General features: G+C 47.5%; 17 protein-coding genes. 7 read left to right on the top strand and 10 right to left on the bottom strand.

The window, feature by feature from the left end; all coding sequences use genetic code 11:
• Window positions 1-66: 66 nt before the first annotated feature.
• Window positions 67-3,063, top strand: a complete 2,997-nt coding sequence (locus CIK90_RS04795) for a glycoside hydrolase family 2 protein (protein WP_094464481.1) — start codon at window positions 67-69, stop codon at window positions 3,061-3,063.
• A 127-nt stretch (window positions 3,064-3,190) separates the two neighbouring features.
• On the opposite strand, the gene menD is transcribed toward CIK90_RS04795, so the two are convergent.
• The 5 genes from menD to CIK90_RS04770 all read right to left on the bottom strand — a co-directional run bounded on the left by menD (window position 3,191) and on the right by CIK90_RS04770 (window position 8,276).
• Entirely contained in the window at window positions 3,191-4,750 is a 1,560-nt protein-coding gene (gene menD, locus CIK90_RS04790; RefSeq protein ID WP_094464480.1) for a 2-succinyl-5-enolpyruvyl-6-hydroxy-3-cyclohexene-1-carboxylate synthase, read from the bottom strand.
• Between the two features lie 30 nt (window positions 4,751-4,780).
• The gene (locus CIK90_RS04785) at window positions 4,781-5,827 is read right to left on the bottom strand and encodes an isochorismate synthase (protein ID WP_094464479.1); all 1,047 of its coding nucleotides are present in this window, start codon (window positions 5,825-5,827) and stop codon (window positions 4,781-4,783) included.
• Window positions 5,820-6,233, bottom strand: coding sequence for a PaaI family thioesterase (locus CIK90_RS04780; RefSeq protein WP_094391100.1), 414 nt, complete (start codon window positions 6,231-6,233; stop codon window positions 5,820-5,822). The genes CIK90_RS04785 and CIK90_RS04780 overlap by 8 nt, the downstream gene beginning before the upstream one ends.
• Window positions 6,234-6,242: 9 nt before the next feature.
• Window positions 6,243-7,226: an ROK family protein gene (locus tag CIK90_RS04775; protein ID WP_094440306.1), complete on the bottom strand. Its 984-nt coding sequence runs from the start codon at window positions 7,224-7,226 to the stop codon at window positions 6,243-6,245.
• Between the two features lie 69 nt (window positions 7,227-7,295).
• Window positions 7,296-8,276: an ROK family protein gene (locus CIK90_RS04770; protein WP_094391098.1), complete on the bottom strand. Its 981-nt coding sequence runs from the start codon at window positions 8,274-8,276 to the stop codon at window positions 7,296-7,298.
• A 208-nt stretch (window positions 8,277-8,484) separates the two neighbouring features.
• Between CIK90_RS04770 and lysS the strand changes: the two genes are divergently transcribed.
• From lysS to CIK90_RS04745, 5 genes are all read left to right on the top strand, one after another.
• Complete coding sequence (lysS, locus tag CIK90_RS04765) at window positions 8,485-10,215, top strand: lysine--tRNA ligase (RefSeq protein ID WP_094464478.1); 1,731 nt, start codon at window positions 8,485-8,487, stop codon at window positions 10,213-10,215.
• Window positions 10,216-10,322: 107 nt separating this feature from the next.
• The gene (locus tag CIK90_RS04760; protein ID WP_094391096.1) at window positions 10,323-11,318 is read left to right on the top strand and encodes an NAD(P)H-dependent glycerol-3-phosphate dehydrogenase; all 996 of its coding nucleotides are present in this window, start codon (window positions 10,323-10,325) and stop codon (window positions 11,316-11,318) included.
• Between the two features lie 66 nt (window positions 11,319-11,384).
• Window positions 11,385-12,740, top strand: a complete 1,356-nt coding sequence (locus tag CIK90_RS04755) for a glucose-6-phosphate isomerase (RefSeq protein WP_094464477.1) — start codon at window positions 11,385-11,387, stop codon at window positions 12,738-12,740.
• A 9-nt stretch (window positions 12,741-12,749) separates the two neighbouring features.
• A complete protein-coding gene (locus CIK90_RS04750) occupies window positions 12,750-13,469 on the top strand; it encodes an HAD family phosphatase (protein WP_094446740.1) in 720 nt (239 codons plus the stop codon).
• 534 nt (window positions 13,470-14,003) lie between these two features.
• A complete protein-coding gene (locus CIK90_RS04745; RefSeq protein ID WP_094389787.1) occupies window positions 14,004-14,549 on the top strand; it encodes a DUF4738 domain-containing protein in 546 nt (181 codons plus the stop codon).
• Between the two features lie 11 nt (window positions 14,550-14,560).
• On the opposite strand, the gene CIK90_RS04740 is transcribed toward CIK90_RS04745, so the two are convergent.
• The 4 genes from CIK90_RS04740 to CIK90_RS04725 form a co-directional block, all read right to left on the bottom strand.
• The gene (locus CIK90_RS04740) at window positions 14,561-15,082 is read right to left on the bottom strand and encodes a prolyl-tRNA synthetase associated domain-containing protein (RefSeq protein WP_094464476.1); all 522 of its coding nucleotides are present in this window, start codon (window positions 15,080-15,082) and stop codon (window positions 14,561-14,563) included.
• 219 nt (window positions 15,083-15,301) lie between these two features.
• Window positions 15,302-16,069 (bottom strand): hypothetical protein, encoded by a 768-nt coding sequence (locus tag CIK90_RS04735; protein WP_094464475.1) that lies wholly within the window; start codon window positions 16,067-16,069, stop codon window positions 15,302-15,304.
• 46 nt (window positions 16,070-16,115) lie between these two features.
• Window positions 16,116-16,919, bottom strand: a complete 804-nt coding sequence (locus CIK90_RS04730; RefSeq protein WP_094389792.1) for a porin family protein — start codon at window positions 16,917-16,919, stop codon at window positions 16,116-16,118.
• Between the two features lie 39 nt (window positions 16,920-16,958).
• Complete coding sequence (locus CIK90_RS04725) at window positions 16,959-18,119, bottom strand: PCMD domain-containing protein (RefSeq protein WP_254046278.1); 1,161 nt, start codon at window positions 18,117-18,119, stop codon at window positions 16,959-16,961.
• Between the two features lie 430 nt (window positions 18,120-18,549).
• Between CIK90_RS04725 and CIK90_RS04720 the strand changes: the two genes are divergently transcribed.
• Window positions 18,550-19,902 carry a sodium:alanine symporter family protein gene (locus tag CIK90_RS04720; RefSeq protein ID WP_094389784.1) on the top strand — a complete coding sequence of 451 codons (1,353 nt, stop codon included), beginning with the start codon at window positions 18,550-18,552 and terminating at the stop codon, window positions 19,900-19,902.
• A 72-nt stretch (window positions 19,903-19,974) separates the two neighbouring features.
• On the opposite strand, the gene CIK90_RS04715 is transcribed toward CIK90_RS04720, so the two are convergent.
• Window positions 19,975-20,763: a sensor histidine kinase KdpD gene (locus tag CIK90_RS04715; protein WP_158216031.1), complete on the bottom strand. Its 789-nt coding sequence runs from the start codon at window positions 20,761-20,763 to the stop codon at window positions 19,975-19,977.
• Window positions 20,764-20,787: the final 24 nt, after the last annotated feature.

Raw genomic sequence — 20,787 nt, 5'->3', positions numbered from 1 at the left:
CACCGACAACTACTACACACTACCCTACCAAACATCACATATTAACTAATCTAAAAAACAACAATTATGCAAATCAAAAGATTGTTACTAATGGCTCTCTCTGCTGTTGCTTTACAGAGTGCGGCACGCGACAAGATCGACCTGTCGCCATTAGCGTGGGACATCACCCTCGATCCTCAAGCACAGTGGGCAAACGACAAACTCTTCACACCGCCCGTCACCATGGCATCGCTGCCAGTCAATCTGCCCACAGGCGGATGGCAGTTGCTCGACCACCCACAGAAGACTGGTGTGCATCTTCCTGCCACTGTGGAAGGTGAGATGTGGGGATGGAATGGTCAGACCTATGGTGTGACCGGCAATTATGTCGGCGTGTCATGGTTTCGCACGCAGGTTGATGTGCCTGCCAACTGGCAAGGCAAGCGCATCGCTCTGCAGTTTGATGCCGTGCGCTTCCGTGCCGAGATCTTCGTCAACCGCCAATTGGTGGGCTACGATTTGGTCAACAGCACTCCCTTTGAAGTGGATATCACCCCATACGCCAAAGTGGGACACAAGAATGAGGTAGCAGTTCGCATCACCGACCCCAACGGCAATTTCAACTGGAAAGACTCGCAGTGTTATGCGTGGGGAGCCTACCTCACCAATCCCTCACATGGTTTTGGAGGAATCACAGGACGTGTTCACCTCGTGGCAACCGACAATACGTTTATCCGCGATATGTTTGTGGAGAACACCCCAGCCGCCTCTACCGTCAAAGTACACATAGCAGCAGAAGGCGTGAAACAAGCCACACCACTGAAACTCGAACTGAGAGAACGCGGAAGCAACAAGGTAGTATGGAGTCGTCAGGAACAGATGGATGGTAGCGAGAAAACCCTGACCCTCTCTTTACCTCAAGCCAAACTATGGAGTGTGGAAGAACCCAACCTCTACGAACTTACCGCCAAACTGGGCAACGATGAGTTGACACAACGTTTCGGATTCCGATGGTTTGAAGTGCGCGACGTAAAAGGTGACCGACAGTTCTACCTCAACGGCAAGCGCATCACCCTCATCACCGCCATCTCATGGAGTTTCTGGCCCGACAACGGTATTACTCCTTCTCGCGAGCTCGCCTACAAACAGGTGCGAGACGCCAAACAACTGGGCATGAATATGCTTAACTTCCACCGCACCATCGGCAATACCGATGTGCTCAACGCAGCCGACGAACTCGGTCTGCTCTATTTCGAAGAACCCGGCGGCAACCAATATCCCGCCAACAAGTTTGATGACGGTACAGCCTACACCCAGTTTTATTTCAACTACCGCAATGAGAAACTGGCACGTATGATACGTCGCGACCGATCACATCCATCACTCATCATCTATAATCTGCACAACGAGCGTGGTGCTTCACCACAGGCAGAAGACCGCCGACAGATGCAAATGGCACATCGCCTCGACCCATCGCGCATCCTCACCTATAATTCGTGCAACGGAAAGAATCCGGAGGGATTACCCGACGACCATTTTAAACTGCACCTGATGCCCGGCGATACCACCTTCCACAACATTGGTTGGTGGGACAACCACCATGCTGGCGGACCCGGTGTCTATCATGACTATATCTATAAAGGCAAGAACGACTACCTGCGTTTCTCTGATAATAAAGGCGAAATAGTATATTGGGGAGAAGAAGGAGCCATCGGCACACCGCCACGTCTGCAACTCATCCGCGACGAGATTCTCCGTTCGGGACGCACTAACAACTGGGAGGCTGCCGACTATTTAGCATGGTATGATGCCTACGACAACTTCCTCCGCACCCGTGGCTTCAGCAAAGCATTCCCCTGTGTTGACAGTCTGACTCGACAGATGGGTAATGTGGCATATTATTACCAAGGCCGTGTGATGGAGAATGTTCACATCAGCAACACAGTAGATGCCTATGCCATCAACGGATGGGAGTCGATGAAACTGGAGAACCATTCGGGTGTGGTAGATAACTACCGCAACCTCAAAGGTGATGCACAGCTGATAGCCCGTTACAACCGCCCACTTTATCTCTCAGTGAAACTCACCCATAAGGTGCTTGCCGTTGGCGATACGACGACTACCGATGTGTATATCGTCAACAGAAAGGATATCCACGGACCAGCCATGCTTCAACTCACCGCACGCGACGCGCAAGGCAAAGTATTGGCACGGATGAAAAAGCGCGTCAAAGTGAGTGGCGGAGTGGTCTATGGCGAGAATCTGATGACTGGTTGGAAGGTGCGCATTCCCTGTGCCGGTTATGTCAGCATCGAAGCCCAACTGCAACAACACGGACGCACCGCGGCTACCGGTGATGATAAGATCTATGCCGTGGCTATGAATGCAACAGGTATTGACGGTGTATGTGCCGTGGCTGATACCACTGGTGTACTGGCTGCCTACCTTGATGCACAAGGCGTGAAGACGGTGAATTACCATCGTGGCAGACCACAGGCAGACCTGATGATAGTAGGAGCCTTTGAACCCACACAGTTTGGAAGTGGATACAGCGATATTCTGGAGTGGGTTTATTCGGGCCACACTCTCGTCATTGTAGATAATCCCGTGCGCTGGGCAGATCTGCTTTGTGATAAAGAGGTGATGGACTATAGAGGAGAGAAAGCCTTGGGACGATCATGGTATGGTGGCAACTTCTTCTGTCGGTCACACCCCATCTTTGAAGGATTGCCCACCGACTGTGTGTTCAACTGGGAGTATCAGTGTTTTGCAGCCTACAATCGTCGCCGCATCGGTTTGCGCGACATGAGCGGTGAAGTATTGGTCGGTTGTGTGTCTGACCATCGCAAAGAGGTGTATTCGGCACTCTCCGAGATTCCTGCAGGACGTGGCAGAATACTCATTACCACACTCGACATCCCTGCTTGTCTGAAAGGAACGGAAGCCTATACGAAGAAGGTGGATCTCGACGGTATGAACGAGTCGATGAATACCTTCAACACTCAGGGCATGAACAAAGCCGATGCTGTAGGACGACAGCTGTTGCTCAACATGCTGCGCTATGCTTCACAGCACAAGCAATAAACTCATATCGGACAAACTGCCGATTTTGAAATCATGAATATCGGGCAGGAAGAAACACCAAGATGTTTTCTTCCTGCCCGATTGCTATACTCCAAAAGCGATAATCGCTAATGACCGATTGATGGAATCAATCTATAGGATATCTGAGAATAGTCTGATAGTAACTGCGCATCACTTGCTCGTCAATAGCTGCGTCGGTGGTGACTTCAAGCAACAAAGGACGATCGGATGCAGACACTAACCACTGCAACCCATCAGTAAGCGAGTCAGCATCAACAGCGGTGCGATAACCCACTCCACACTGTTGGCAGATGCCTGCGGCAGTTGTATGATGGGCTGCCGACACCAAGGCGTCGCGAGCAGGACTCTTTTCCAATCCAGGTAAAAGGCGGAAAATGCCTCCCCCACCGTTGTTGAGCAGCAGAATGCGGAGATTGGACGGTAGCTGATTGTTCCATAGTGCATTCTGATCGTAGAAGAAACTGAGGTCGCCGATGACACAGAACAAAGGCCACGGACTGACTGCCATGGCTTGACCGACAGCAGTGGACAGTGACCCTTCAATGCCATTGACACCCCTGTTGCACCATAATGCACCCGTAGCAAAACTATTCGCCAGTCGGATGGCGGTAGAGTTGGCATAATGGCGATAGACCATGGGCAATGCCGACAATCGCATTTCAAGTTGACGAACAGCAAGCAGCTGCGAGAAAGGAGCATCAAAGGTACTCACAGCCTCATCAACCTTTGCCGCCAAAGTCTGCCAACGCTGCACAAACGGATGGGGGTCTTGTTCGATCAGGAAGTGTAAATGATCAACCACCATATCGGAATCACCTACAATGACCTTAGTGAGATTCATCAAGGGGTCGCTGACCTCACCTGTTTCGTTGATCAGCCACGACTCTTTGGAACGTCGCAGAAACTTCCTTACCCGTTTGCTCACTATGGGTAAGCCAACATAGACCACGAGGTCGGGCACATAGCTCTCGTCGTGTTCTACCATCATCACCATCTCATCCAACCGACGGTTGAAGGGTTGACCGCTGATAAGCATAGGACGTTTGGACAACATGAACATACGGCCGATGTGACTCAACACATGGTTGGGCATCTCAGCCTCGATGCGTTCCATGCAACGAACAGCAGGGAGCGAGGGACAAGAGAAATCGAAAAGCGGTTCGCTGATGGCTATATTGATATGTACAGGCGCGCGATGTTCCAACAATGCCTCGTTGACCAACCGTTCGCAGTACCATCGTGTCTCATCATCAGCAGGTTCTGGCAATGAGACAGCCTTTGCCACAAAGCGTCCAAGCGCATCAGGTTGCGGCAGGGTCTGCCCATCGAGTTGGTCAATCCACTGGGGAGGACGGTCAGCAGAAACCACGACCAATGGGCGGTGGCGATAGTAAGCCTCTGCCACTGCAGGGGCGAGATTGAGCAATGCCGACCCACTGGTGACACACACCACTACGGGTTGGTTGGTAGCATCAGTAATGCCCAGCGCACAAAAGCCTGCCGAGCGCTCATCGGTAAGCGGATGACACTGGATATCAGGACAGGCCTCAAGGTTGTGGACTATAGGAGCATTGCGACTGCCGGGACACACCACAGCATGGCGCACGCCATGGGCAACCAATAAAGCGGTGAGGATATTGACGTTTTCTTTCGATGAATAATACATCACGAGAGATTTAGTGTTTATATGCAATGATTACTGGAAAAGACGACGCATAGTGTCGAGTTTCGCTTCGGTCTCCTGCCATTCCAACTGTTCGTTACTTTCTGGCAAGATGCCACCACCGGCATAAAGGCGACAATGACTGTTGAAGAGTTGCATGCAGCGCAAGGTGACATAGAGATGGGTCGTATCGTGAAGTGACAACGGTCCCATGAAACCACTATAATAACGACGGTCGTGATGCTCGTTGGCAAGGATAAACTGGCGAGCCTCATCCTTGGGCAGACCACATACAGCCGGTGTGGGATGGAGTGCCTGAATGAGTTCTCCCACCCTGTCGGTATTCGACAAGGTGAAATGGAAATCGCTGCGCAGATGTGCCAAATGGGCAGCGCGCACCGTGCGAGGACCATGTTCGGTGAAATCGGAAGTATAGTGTTCCAACACCTCAGTGACATAAGTAGCCACATACCGTTGCTCTTGAATATTCTTATCGCTCCACCGCACCTTGTCGCTGTAGGGCATGGTGCCGGCAAGAGCCATAGTCTGCCAGAAGCGACCACTGCCCGACAACAGAATTTCGGTAGTGGCAGTAAGCCATGTACCTGCCTGCGGAGTGGAAACCAATGCCACCATCACCCGTGGATAACGGCGACAGGCTTCGGCAAAAAGACTGATTGCCGTAAGACCTGGCTTACGCTTGATGTCAACACTGCGGGAAAGGACGAGTTTGCTAAACTCGCCATTGACAAGATGTTCGTGGAAATTGGCGAAATCTACCTGATAGTCGGCATGAGAAAAAGGTTGCGGTTCAATCTGCGATTCTATATTTTCTACCGAATCTACAGGAATCAATGCCTTCACATGGTCTGCACAAGCAAAAGTATATACCCTGTCCGGGCGCAACAGCAATATAGGACAATCTGCAGAAGGAGCAAAGGGAGCCATGACAAATCCCTCGCAGCCACACAGTTCGGCACACGATGGCAACTCGCGTGGCAGTCCGCCAATCTGATCCACCAGCACACACTGCTGTTGATGGGGCAAGCGATATATGGCAAAAGCTGTTGTTTCATTCATGGGATGGTATGATATAATTGGTGACACGCACAGTGGATATCAAATCACCAGACGTATCACGGAGTTCTACATTCCACACATGAAGGGTCTTTCCACGATGTTGCAATCGTGCAGTGGCGGTCACCGTCTCCCCTTCTGTCACAGCTTTGACATGGCTGCCACTGACTTCAATGCCCACACAGGCACATCCGGGACAGAGTGCCGACGAACCGACACCAGCCACATTCTCTGCCAATGCCAACGAAGCGCCACCGCTAAGATAGCCAAAAGGCTGACGTGTGCGTTCATCAACAGCCATACGTGCCATACAGATATCGTCCTCGGGAGTGGAGATAAATTCCATGCCGAGGACGGTACTGAGATTGGGACTGCTTGAAATAATTTGTTTGATATGTTCTATATCCATTCCTACAGTTTACTTAAACAACGAGTATTCCTTCACCGTCCATGCCAAGGCACTGGCTCCAAGGATGTCTCGCTCCCCTTCATCGAAATCGGAGAAGAACAATTCTATCTTGTCACGGCTATTGTGGAACACATTCTCTTCAAAACAAGCACGAAGGTCGGGCATCATCCACTTACCGAACATGGCAAGTTCGCCAGTGAGGATAACAGCTTCAGGATCGACTATGGAAGCATAGTTGGCAAGTTTCATACCCAAGATGCGACTCGTATAGCGCACGGTTTCCAATGCCACCTTGTCTTCCATTTCGCAGGCTTGCTTCAAGATCTTCATAGTCATTTCAGGCATACGGCGCAACATACTGTCCATTTCTGGATGCTGATCAAGGATCTCACGAGCAGTCTGTATCATGCCACGTGCCGAGACATAAGCCTCCAGACATCCCTCTTGACCACAATTGCACTTGCGACCACCCACTTTACAACAGGTATGGCCAAATTCGCCGGCATAGCCTTCTACACCTAAATGGGCACGACCATTACAGAAGAAACAACTGCCCAGTCCGCCATTGCCCAACAAGACAACGATGAAGTTGCGCATACCATGAGCTACACCATAAGCTGCCTCGCCTACTGCAGTGGCATGGGCATCATTACCCAAACCTACTGCCAAGCCCAAGCGGTCGCACAACATTGATGCCAAGGGGATGCGTCCTTTCCAAGGCATATTCGGAGAATTTTCCACACATCCCGTCACATAGTTGCCACTGGGCACACTGATTCCTACCGAACGGATGCTCTCCATACCACCATTGGCTGCGATGAGTGATGTAATTTTCTCACAGAGCATTCCAGCGAAATCGTTGATATCGTGGTAGGTCGATATATAGAAAGAGTCGCGAGCAATAATGTCGCCACGCACACCGACAATGGCTAAGGTAGCCATATCGTATCCGACGACAACTCCCACTACTTTATTTTTTTTTGTAACACCCATAATGCAATGTTTCTACTTTTTTATTGTTTTCTGTCATTCATAAAATGGGAAGCATGAGGGAGGAACTTACTACAAGAATAGTGAGTACTCTTTCACATCCCATGCCATTACACTGGCACCAAGAAGGTTGAGCTCCTGTTCGTCAATCTGAGAGAGCAAGAGTTTTACTTTGCCCTTCATATTATGGAACACATGTGCTTCAAACACCTCATTGACCATTTCAAGCAACATCTGGTCGCCCTTTGTCACATCACCCGTCAGGATGATGGCTTCGGGATTGACAAGAGAAGCATAGTTGGCTAACGCCAATCCCAGATACTCGGCTGTGCGATGCAATACTTCTTTTGCCAGTTCATCGCCAGCCACAGCCTCTTCAGCAATGGCGCGAACGGTCAGTTTATCTACACTGCGTAGCGTAGAGGGCAATTCGCTCTCTGCAAGAACTTCCCGCGCTGTTTGTATGAAGCCTTTCTGCGCTGTATAGGTTTCCAAACATCCACGTTTACCGCAACCACAAAGACGTCCACCAGGCTCGACACAAATATGTCCGACCTCACCGGAAAATCCATGATTGCCATTATAGACTTCTCCATTGCTGAAGAAGCGGCTTCCCGTACCACTGCCGATGGTGACGAGTATAAAGTTCTTCATGCCGTGGGCAGGACCAAAGGCATGCTCACCTAAGGCGAAAGAATAGGCATCGTTGCCAAGAACAACCGCAATACCCAAGCTATCGCGCAACATAGCAGCCAAAGGTACCACGCCTTTCCAAGGCAGGTTGGGCGCATTTTCAATACATCCAGTCACTTGATTGGCACTGGGTGCACTAATACCAATAGATCGTACGCTTTCGTATCCGCCATTGGCTTCAACAATCTCAAGGATGCTCTCTGACAACTTTAAGATATAGTCATTGATTTTCGGGTAATCTTCCGAAGAGAAACTATCCCTGGCTATGATATGGCCACGAATGTCTATCACTGCGTAGGTCGTCTGATCTACATTGATATCGACACCAACTACCCGTGTTTTGATTCTTTCGTGCAACATTTGCTTGGTTGTAATAGTAATACATTGCAAAAATAATATATTTTCTGATAACAGCCAAATAGTATTGCAGTTTTTTATCTATTTTTCGTCAATCACCCCTTTCTGTGACATTAACACACCTTGATAATTATAAAAAAGGGATAAAAAAAGTGAGATAATCAGATAAAATTACTACCTTTGCACGCATATAACAGAAGAAAAGTCAGATATGAACGTTTTAGAACTTAGTGAACAAGAGATTGGCAGACGCGAAAGTCTGCAGGAACTGCGCCAGATGGGTATCAACCCCTATCCCGCAGCAGAATATCCCACCAATGCCTATTCTACCGATATCCGCGACAATTTCAACGACGATGCTGAGTCCCGTCAGGTGTGCATCGCAGGTCGTATGATGAGCCGCCGCGTCATGGGTAAAGCCAGTTTTGCAGAATTGCAGGACAGTAAAGGCCGCATACAGGTATATATCTCGCGCGACGACCTCTGCCCCGACGAGAACAAAGACTTATATAATAAGGTATTTAAGCGACTGCTTGACATTGGTGACTTCATCGGTATCAAGGGTTACGTATTCCGCACACAGACAGGTGAGATTTCGGTACATGCACAGGAACTGACCCTGCTGTCGAAGAGTCTGAAACCACTGCCTATCGTGAAATACAAGGACGGTGTGGCTTACGACAAGTTTGAAGATCCCGAACTGCGTTACCGTCAGCGCTATGTTGACCTGATTGTGAACGATGGTGTGAAGGATACATTCCTGCAGCGTGCCACCGTTATCCGCACCTTGCGCCGTGTACTCGATGAAGCAGGATATACTGAAGTAGAGACTCCTACACTGCAGTCTATTGCCGGTGGTGCATCAGCCCGTCCGTTCATCACCCACTTCAATGCGCTCGATCAAGACATGTATATGCGTATTGCCACCGAGCTTTACCTCAAACGCCTCATCGTTGGCGGCTTTGAAGGAGTATATGAAATTGGCAAGAACTTCCGCAATGAAGGTATGGACCGCAACCACAATCCAGAGTTCACCTGCATGGAACTTTATGTGCAGTATAAGGACTACAACTGGATGATGACATTCACCGAGAAACTGCTTGAAACCATCTGTATTGCTGTCAACGGCAAGCCCGAACGCGAAATCGATGGCCAAATCATTTCGTTTAAGGCGCCCTACCGCCGTCTGCCGATCCTTGACGCTATCAAGGAAAAGACCGGTTTCGACTGCAACGGCAAGAGCGAAGAGGAAATCCGCGCCTTCTGCAAAGAGAAAGGTATGGATGTTGACGAGACCATGGGTAAGGGTAAGTTGATTGATGAACTCTTCGGTGAGTTCTGCGAAGGCACTTTCCTCCAGCCTACCTTTATCACCGACTATCCTGTTGAGATGTCGCCACTGACCAAGATGCACCGTTCAAAACCAGGACTGACCGAGCGTTTCGAACTGATGGTAAACGGTAAGGAGTTGGCTAACGCCTATTCTGAGCTTAACGACCCCATCGACCAGGAAGAGCGCTTCGTAGATCAGATGCGTCTGGCTGATAAGGGTGATGACGAAGCAATGATTATCGACCAAGACTTCTTACGCGCTTTGCAATACGGTATGCCTCCTACAAGTGGTATTGGCATCGGTATCGACCGTCTGGTGATGCTGATGACAGGCAAGACCTATATCCAGGAGGTATTGTTCTTCCCACAGATGAAGCCAGAGAAGAAGATTCCACAGAGCAGCGTTGCCGAATGGGCAGAAGTGGGTGTCGGCGAAGAGTGGGTACCCGTGCTGCGTAAGGCAGGTTTCAACCTTGTGCAAAACATCAAGGAAGAGAAAGCCCAAGGATTGCAACAGAAGATTGGTGACATTGTCAAGAAATACAAGCTTGAAATGACCAAACCTGCTGTTGATGTCATCCAGCAGTGGATTGACAAAAGTAACGCATAATACTTCGTGTCCAATGTTCTGTTGTAAGCATACTGGTGAAAGCCAACAGCTACAACGGGACATTGGACATTGGCATAAGAACTACAAACAGTAAACACTAAAAAGAAATGTTCGACTGCGGTAAAATAGCAATCATCGGCGGTGGTAGTTGGGCAACAGCCATTGCCAAGATTGTGGTAGGACACACCCACCACATCGGATGGTATATGCGCCGTGACGACCGTATCGAGGATTTCATACGGTTGGGACACAATCCTGCCTACTTGATGAGTGTGCGCTTCAATACCGACGAAATATACTTTTCATCGGATATCAACAAGATTGTGCAACAGTATGACACCCTTGTCTTTGTCACACCGTCGCCCTATCTGAAGAGTCACCTCAAAAAACTCAAGACACGCATCCGCGATAAATTTGTCATCACCGCCATCAAGGGTATTGTGCCCGATGAGAACCTCGTATGCTCGGAATATTTCCATCAGGTATATGATGTGCCTTACGACAATCTGGCATGTATCGGAGGTCCGTCGCATGCCGAAGAAGTGGCACTCGACCGCCTGTCGTATCTCACCATCGGATGCGCTGACCGCGAAAAGGCACACGCCTTTGCCGACGTCATGGCAAGCCAGGTGATCAAGACCAAGACCTCTACCGATGTCATCGGCATTGAATACTCTTCGGTACTGAAGAACGTATATGCCATCGCTGCCGGTATCTGCAACGGTCTGAAGTTTGGAGATAATTTCCAAGCTGTACTCATGTCGAATGCAGTACAGGAGATGCAGCGATTCCTGCAGGTGGTACATCCCATTGAGCGCAATGTGGTAGATTCGGTATATCTCGGCGATTTGCTCGTTACGGGCTATTCCAATTTTTCACGCAACCGCACCTTCGGTACGATGATAGGAAAGGGTTACTCCGTCAAGTCGGCACAGATTGAAATGGAGATGATAGCAGAGGGTTACTTCGGTACCAAATGTATGAAGGAGATAAACCGCCACTGCCATGTCAACATGCCCATCCTCGACGCGGTCTATAACATACTCTACGAGCGCATCTCACCACAGATTGAAATCAAACTGCTGACCGACTCATTCAGATGATAGGAGGCAGACCCTATTAGAAAAAAAGTAAAGATAAGATATAACCAAATTATATTTGCAACAATTATGAGCAATATCAAACTTGACATCACAAAAGCAGCCTCGTTTCTTGAGGCTGGCGCAATGAAAGCCTTCGAACCGAAGGTAAAGGCAGCGCAGGAAGCGCTGGAGAACGGCACCTGTCCGGGTAACGACTTCTTGGGTTGGCTCCATTTGCCCAGCAGCATCACCGAGTCTTTCCTCGACGAATTGCAGGCAACAGCCAATACGCTTCGCGAAAAGTGTGAAGTGGTAGTGGTTGCCGGTATCGGCGGAAGCTATCTGGGTGCACGTGCAGTGATTGAAGCACTGGGCAACTCGTTCAGCTGGCTCATCCAAGACAAGAAAAATCCAACCATCCTCTTTGCAGGAAACAATATCGGTGAAGACTATCTGGCAGAGATGACCGACTATCTGAAAGGAAAGAAATTTGGCGTCATCAACATTTCTAAGTCTGGTACTACCACCGAGACTGCCCTCACCTTCCGTCTGCTGAAGAAGCAGTGTGAGGCTCAGATGGGTAAAGACGAGGCAAAACACGTTATCGTAGCTGTGACCGACGCTAAGCGTGGCGCCGCTCGCACTTGCGCTGACAAAGAGGGTTACAAGAGCTTTATCATCCCCGACAACGTAGGTGGTCGCTTCTCTGTACTCACTCCAGTAGGTCTGCTGCCTATCGCTTGCGCTGGTTTCGATATCAAGCAACTCGTGAAGGGTGCTGCCGATATGGAGAAAGCCTGCGGTAAGAATGTTCCTTTCGAAGAGAACCTCGCTGCTCAGTATGCTGCCGTGCGCAACGGTCTGTATGGTGCCGGTAAGAAGATTGAGATTATGGTCAACTACCAACCCAAGCTCCACTTCTTCTCTGAATGGTGGAAACAGCTCTACGGAGAGTCTGAGGGTAAGGATAAAAAGGGTATCTTCCCCGCCAGCTGCGACTTCACTACCGACCTGCACTCTATGGGTCAGTGGATTCAGGATGGTGAGCGTACCATCTTCGAAACCGTTATCAGCATAGAAGAACCTAACCGCACCATGCTGTTCCCCAGCGACGAAGAAAACCTCGATGGTCTGAACTTCCTCGCCGGAAAACGTGTTGACGAGGTTAACAAGATGGCTGAGCTCGGCACACGTCTCGCACACGTTGACGGTGGTGTGCCCAATATCCGCATCTCTGTACCTAAGCTCAACGAATACTACATCGGACAGCTCATCTACTTCTTTGAGATTGCTTGCGGTATCAGTGGCAACGTTCTTGGTGTGAATCCCTTCAACCAACCAGGTGTTGAGGCATACAAGAAAAACATGTTTGCCCTGCTCGAAAAGCCCGGTTATGAAGCAGACTCAAAAGCTATCAAGGAGCGTCTTGCACAGGAACAGTAATAAGAATCTATGCACGAAATAGAATCGTATAAACAAAAGCACGGCTTCAGACAATTCTGTCCGAAAGCCGTGCTTTTCGATATGGATGGTGTCATCTACAACTCCATGCCTAACCATGCCTACTCGTGGCATAAGGCTATGGCATCGTTTGATATCGACATGACACCAGAAGAGGCTTACCTCTATGAGGGCATGCGCGGTGTGGAAACCATCAAACTCAAAGCGCGCCAACAATGGCAACGTGAACTCTCTGATGAGGAAGCGCAACGGATGTATAATGTCAAGTCTGGCATCTTTGCCGAACTGCCCAAGGCTGGTATGATTCCCAATATCCGCGAATTGATGGAGCAAATCAAGGCAGACGGACTGAAGATATGTGTGGTGACAGGTAGTGGTCAACGCACCTTACTCGCCAAACTCGACAGCGATCTGCATGGTTTAGTTTGTAGTGATCTGGTAGTGACAAGTTTTGATGTCACACGAGGGAAACCTGATCCGCAGCCTTATCTCATAGGAATGAAGAAAGCAGGCATTCAACCTTGGGAAGCCATTGTGGTGGAGAATGCACCACTCGGTGTGCGTGCTGCCGTTGCAGCACAGTGTTTCACCATTGCTGTAAATACCGGTCCACTACCCGACGCAACACTTGCCAACGAGGGTGCCGACCTTGTTTTGCCGGACATGAAGGCACTAATCACACTATGGAACAACTTGAAAGTAGGGGGATAACCAAACAGTCCCTCTATTTTTTTTTGCGTTGGTGCTCCGGATAAGGTCTCACACAGAAATCAATCATCGGAATTTAGACGGATTTAGACGGATTTTTACGTTTCCTCCATGTGCCCTCCAAAAATGTCACACGGAAATCACAGAAATGTTCGATTCTGCCCATCTGGCTTAACGAAAACGGTGGATTTCATCCTTCGTTTTCTCGCCATGGCAGAATTAAAGCGAGCTTTATTCTGCTCATCTGGCTTAACGAAAACGGTGGATTTCATCCTTCGTTTTCTCGCCATGGCAGAGCTTAAGTGAACTTAACTCTGCTCATCTGGCTTAACGAAAACGTTCCTTTGATTTTTAGAATCCAAGATAGGCTGCACCTCGGAAATAAAAGAAAAAAGGACTTTTTTCTTTGTATTTCGCTCGGTTTGCACTACCTTTGACTTTCAGTCTTAGGTACTCACATTCAAAAATACTCAAATATATTTGGCATTTTCTTCACTTAATCGTACCTTTGTAAATCGAAACGTAAAGATTGAAAATATGAAACGAATGACATTACAACTCGCTGTGATGGGCATGGCTGTGCTCATGACCGCTTGCGGCAATAAGAGACAAAGTGACGACATTATTACCGAAAAAGTGGAACGCCCCAAAATAGAGGCACCTATCCGACAGGCTGACTACAATAAGAGTCACCAGATACAGTGGATAGGCAATAGCTATAAGGTGGAGATACACCGCCAACCATGTGACTCACTGCCTATGGTGACAGACGAATTAGGACAGAAATTCGTGGATAACGAAGTGGTAGTTACTGTAACAAGAGCTGACGGAGAGGTGTTCTTTACACGCTCATTTACCAAAGCCAACTTCGATGCTTGTCTTGACAACGACTACCGCCATACTGGTATTCTTGACGGACTGGTATATGACAAGGTGAACGGCAGCGACTTGGAGTTTGCCGGTAGTATCAGTCACCCACAGACCGATGAATATATTCCAGTACGCGTTATTCTCTCTTCAACAGGAAACGTTACCATTAAACGTGATGTAGAAACAGACGTTAACGAAGATGTAGAAGAATAGAGTCACCATCATCAATACAAGGTCAAATACTCATAGGTATTGTCGAGAGTGTCGAGATAGCGCTCAAAGTCATCACGACGAAGAACTACCGTTCCCCTACAATCATTCGGATGGAACGACAGCGTCTCAGCCTCTTTCAGATGACAATCAAGAAAAAGATGCACATGATGCTCCGTATCGTTGATGAGTCCGAAAGGCGACACACTTCCCGGTTCAAGTCCCAAATAGCGCATCATGCGCTCGGGCGATGCAAACGATAGTTTACCACAAGAAGGTAATCCCTGGGATACGAGCGTTGCTTTGAGACGGTGTTCCAAATCGTGGATATCGAGGTCATGGTCACAATGGAAGCATACCAGATAATGCCGATTTCCCTTGTGGTTACGGAAAAACAAGTTTTTGCAATGGATACTGCCATCGTCTTTCCACCATCGTTTAGCCTCCTCAATGGTTTTGCCTTCGGGATGGTGATAGCACGTGTAGGGAATGTCGTGCTGTTGCAGATAGTCAAAGACTATTTCTTCTCGTGTCATCGTTAGTATGATTTTACCAAATATCAGTAGAGCTTATTGGTTGCAAAGGTACGATTAAGCGAGCGAAGTACAAAAGAAAAATCACTTTTTCTTTTTTACTTCCGAGCGTGAGTACCTTAGCGTCTTTGGATGCAAAGATACTGAAAAATTATGAAAAACAATAATCCCCGGCACAGATTGTATGCCAGGGATTTATGTTTATAGTCAAACGACCAAGTATTATTTGGTCAGTTCGATACCTGCTTCAAACTTTGAAGTTTTGTCCATGATACCAGACAGCTGCTTCACAACACCCTTAACCATAGTGAAAGTTTGTAAATCATCTGGTTCCATGGCGTTTGTAGGCACCTTGTCGATGAAAGCAACCAAAGCAGCAATCATAGGCTGTACGTATGCCTTGTCAACAAAGAAGAAAGGCTTTTCACCATTCCAACGAACATTGACGGGAATAGTGCCATACGATTTAAGGATAGTCTTGATCTGTGCCTTTTCTGCTGGATCATCAATATCTTCAGTGGCCTTTTCTGCGTCGATAGAAACGCTGATGAGATTGTCGCTAATAACCTTATAGGTAGCATAGCCCTTAACAGTCTCCCACTCTGGAGCGATATCGTCATCATCATAGTCAGAAACCACAGCATTGATCTTGCCATCAGGAGTGAAAGTAACGCTCTTCAGCACTTTAGGCAGAAACTTGTTACCCAGGCTATTTGCCAAAGGAACAACGGTTTCCTTAATAGGAATTTCAGTGGGTGTACCAGTTCCAAGAAGGTCGATACTAATACTTGTTCCTTCTTCTACTTCCCAGTTGAGCTGTACAGAACCGGTATAACCATCGTAATCATTTCCTTGTGACCAAACATTCCATGTTCCTACGATAGGCGACTGGATTGGATCGTCTTTGGGTGCATCGTCATCGTCACCACATGCAGTAAAGCCAAGTGTACATACCATGGCCATCAGATAGAAAATCTTGTTCAATTTCATTTTTTTTCCTTTCTTTTTTAGTTAATAATAATTGATACCTATTTTTTTATTTCAGTTGATAAATCACACCAATCGTACCATAAATGGGAAACATGGTCTGCTCGATGGTATCGAAATCTTTCTTGAAGATACCCGTCAATCCCCATGATAAATCAGCCTTGACACCCCAACGCTTAGTGATATACCAGTCGGCACCGAGGTCGATACCAAACTGCCAAGAGCGCATATCGCTGGAGAAATCGTAGTTGCCACGCTCACCATCATTATGTCCCAGTATCACTTTCTGTCCGGTAGGATCACCCTTTTCATGTCCTTCCTCCTGACGTCGGAGGTATCCATCGTATGCCCATCCTTCAAATTTCTTGGCTGTGGCATAACTCACATATGGCCCAAGTTTCAGACGCACCTGTGGGGTCAAATCATAAGTGGCTTGCAAGGGAACGGTGATAAGACTCATGTCAACCTTAGTCACCACACTTCCTGTGAATACACCTTCCAACTGTTCGCCACCACGCACAATCTTCATGTGGTAGCCCTTCACACCCGCATCGGTTCTCATACCTTTGTTTTCAAAATGCAAACCGCCCAAGAATCCCCATTTGCCAGAGATAACATGGTGGGCATCTACTCCAAGGGTGAAGTTAGGTTGCAGCGTATAACTATGTAGCGTGCGGATAGAGGCAGGCATACCAATAGGTGCTGTTCCACCGATATTATACCCCACGTGTACATAGTATTTATAGTTGTGCAGATATTTGTTCCATGCACTCCAATGTTCTTGATTATCGTCTCCTGCCCATGCCCACAACGTGCACATCATCAGCAGGGAGCATATTATGATTTTCTTCATTGTCATAACCGAATATCTATATCGCTTGGCATTTCATCCTTATTCACATGTAATCTTAAACTTATCCACCCAAAGCGTACTACCCACGGCACCCATAAACTCAGCACCGTTGGTACTTGACGAACAAACGATAGCGAGACTGTAACCGCCAGCCTTCAGCTTCTGCATATCTACAGCTTTACGGTAGATGAAATTGAGAGTGAATGGAGTCCATTCAGGAGTATTGTCGATATTATCAAGTCGGGCAAGTGCCACAACCTGTTCACTTGTCTGTACGTTGTTGCCATAGAGCACCACCGCTTCGCCCTTTGCATTATGGTTATCATAGAACACGGCATAGATAGTGCCGTAGTCTTTTTGCTCCAGTACATGCATATACTGGTCGGTAAATTTCTCCCCAGCCTTATACTTATAGTATCCTGTGAATGTCTTGGGTTGGGTATCGAAACTGAATGGGCGTCCAAACTTAGTGGCAGACATAGCATCCTGCAATGCATTAGACGGATCAAACTGCCCAATAAAGAGGTTGCCAGCCGCAATAGGCTTCTGCACCATGTCCGCAAGTCCACTTGTTCGGCAAGTGGATAGCTTTACCCCTTTTCCTTCATATCCTTCGTCAATAGGTGCTGTGGGATAATTCTCTGCTGCAGTAGAGCTATTGCTAATCTTGTAACCCGGATTTCCTGTTGCCCAGATAGCCTCTTTGGTCGTATTACCATTAGCATCTTTCCATGGTTCTTGCCAATGGTAGTACCCTTTGTCCTCATAACAGTTTTCAAAATTAAACTCGTGTTCACTACCGAAATAGAGCATTTTTCTGATGCTGACAAAATAGATACGTGACCATTGTCCATCTTCCGAAGTGACCGTATATTTCACCGAACCTTTAGAAAAATCGTGTACACTGCCGTTGGCAGGTGATATAGTAGCCCCGGGAGTGAGTCTGAAAAGTGGAGCAATCTGTGTAAGATCAGCCATAGCACTCATGGTAAACTCTATCTTGTTCTGGTCAGATTGCACATATTGAAGTGTGTCGGAATCGAAAAGGAACCAACTATTCAATTTGTCGCCTGCGTGTATGTAAGCCTGCTCAATATCACATTCTGCATTGAGCGGCTCATCCTTAAAGCAAGAAACAAAGCCCAAACAAGTGGTAATTCCCACTGCCATGAGGGCTGTCGTATGTATCAATCTCTTCATATCCTGAACTTTCATCATATTTTAGGGAGCAAAGATAAGAAGAAAACCTCACACTACCAAATATTTTTCAACTTATCTATAAAATTATGTTATCTATCGAAATAGATAGAACTGCAGATTTTAACAGCAATTAACCATATATCAAACAGTACTCAAGAATGGATATCGATGAGCATAAACACGGATAAAAAGCGAAAGATGGCTACTCCAACTATCGGAGCAGCCATCATTGTCCTGATTTTCTTTCTACCACATAGGTCAAATGTTTCGTCATTTCATGTCTCGTCTGTATTTTCAATGAGCCAAATCACGTTTGTTATCAATATGACGCATCAAACGATAAAAAGTTTAACCAAAATTCAAAAAAAACGAAGAATCGACTACATTTTGAGCATTTTTAACTAACTTTGCACGCAAAAGCAGCAACAACATGAACACCATCAACGAATTTTTCTCCGTAACGAGCTCCCTGTTGTGGGGCTGGCCCATGATTATCCTGCTCTTGGGAACCCATCTTTTTCTTACTATCCGATTGCATTTTCCACAGAGACATATACTCAAAGCCATTCGGCTATCTGTACAACGTGATCCCGATGCAACCGGTGACGTTTCGCAATTCTCATCATTGGCAACCGCTCTAGCTGCTACTATCGGCACCGGAAACATCATCGGTGTAGCCACCGCCATTGCCTTAGGCGGTCCTGGTGCAGTATTGTGGTGTTGGCTGACTGGTGTATTTGGCATTGCCACCAAATATGCAGAGGGCCTACTGGCTATCAAATATCGCGAGAAGAAACCTGATGGCAAAGTGATTGGAGGACCTATGTTTGCGCTGGAGAAAGGATTGGGATGGCGTTGGGCAGCAATTCTCTTTGCCATTTTCACTGCCCTCGCCTCGTTTGGCATCGGCAATACGGTGCAAGCCAATGCCATTGCCACACTCGCTTACGAAACCTATGACATCTCACCCTATATCACAGGAACAGTCATCTGCCTACTCACTGGTGCTGTTATTTTAGGTGGTGTGAAGAGTATTGCACGTGTCTGCGCAACCCTGGTACCCCTCATGGCACTCTTTTACATTTTAGGTTGCATCTATATAATAGGAGTAAACATCGATTATGCATGGCCTGCCATCAAGCTCATCGTCACCTCGGCTTTCAGTCCCCAGGCAGCAGGAGGAGGTTTTGTAGGTACTACAGTGATGATGGCAGCACGTTATGGCATAGCACGCGGTCTTTTCAGCAACGAATCAGGACTCGGTTCTGCTCCCATCGTAGCTGCTGCCGCACAGACACGCAACCCAGTACGCCAAGCCTTGGTGTCCAGCACTGGTACATTTTGGGACACGGTAGTCATCTGTGCCATGACGGGAATTGTTATTGTAAGCAGTGTATTGGCATACCCCGACATTACTTTCGACAATGGTGCGGTACTGACCAAGATGGCATTTTCTAAAATTCCCATCATTGGTACACCATTACTGACTTTCGGTCTGTTGACCTTTGCATTTTCCACCATCTTAGGTTGGTGCTATTATGGTGAACGCGCAGTAGAATATCTGAAAGGTCGTCGATGGATGCTTGTCTATCGGATGATTTTTATCGTTGCTGTATTTATAGGCAGCGTGATGCAGTTGGGTGTGGTATGGAACATGGCCGATTGTATGAATGCACTCATGGCAATTCCCAACCTGCTATCGCTCTTGGCGCTTAACGGCATCATCGTACACGAAACACGCAAATATCTGTGGCGCGACCATTTGGACAGAAGCGATCTGTAAGTCCGACAGGATGTGACACACCATCCCTTCGTAACGGAAAGAAAAACTATAATTTTGTTTCTGTATTACAGCCTACTTGATGGGCAATACCAGCACCACACGAGTTCCCTGACGTGCATAGAGTTCGTCGATAAAAAGCACACCTCCAATTTTTTGTGCCAACCGCTGGCAAATGCTCAAATCAAGTTCAGCCTCATCGCGCATATCGTCGGGCTGTTCAAACCAACTAAACAGGCGACTCAGACGATCTTTGGGAATTCCTGCACCAGTATCACTAACATCGAGTGTCAGCATGCCCTCATTCTCTGTAGTGTTACACCCCACGACCACTTCCCCTTTTTCGGTAAAGCGACAGGCATTCTGAATCAACTTATTGAGGATAATCTCTATGACATGGCGATCACTTTCTATAAAGAACTCATCGCTCATGGTACGATGAAAATTCAACTTGACAGCCTGTCGATGATAAATGTTGAAGATATTGATTTCCAGACAACGTCGACAAAGTTCGTTAGGACTGAACTGTTCCCGTCTCACGTGTGCCACCTCATCTGAAGGATTAGTGAAGAGCATAAGTTCATTCAACAATGTATCGATGAAATAAGCATAGCCATTCAACTGTTCTGCCATATTGTGTTTTTCATTCTTGGAAAGGTATAAATCATCCTTTGAAAGCATCTTAGCCATGCGAGAAACTTGCCGAAGGGGAAGTTCTGACTCTTGAATAACATTCTTCAGAAAGATGCGATGCATCATTATATCACGTTCCAACACACGCATTCTTTTCCGCATCTTCCAAGCCCAACAGAAAGCCACCAGACAGCCCATAGCCAAGATAAGTATCAATACCATTTCCATCATGTCAACCATTTTTCGGACACAAAT

The sequence above is a fragment of the Prevotella sp. P5-126 genome (assembly GCF_002251185.1).
GTDB lineage: Bacteria > Bacteroidota > Bacteroidia > Bacteroidales > Bacteroidaceae > Prevotella.
Note: the sequence above shows the minus strand (reverse complement) of the source record. Positions and strands in the feature narration are given on the sequence as shown.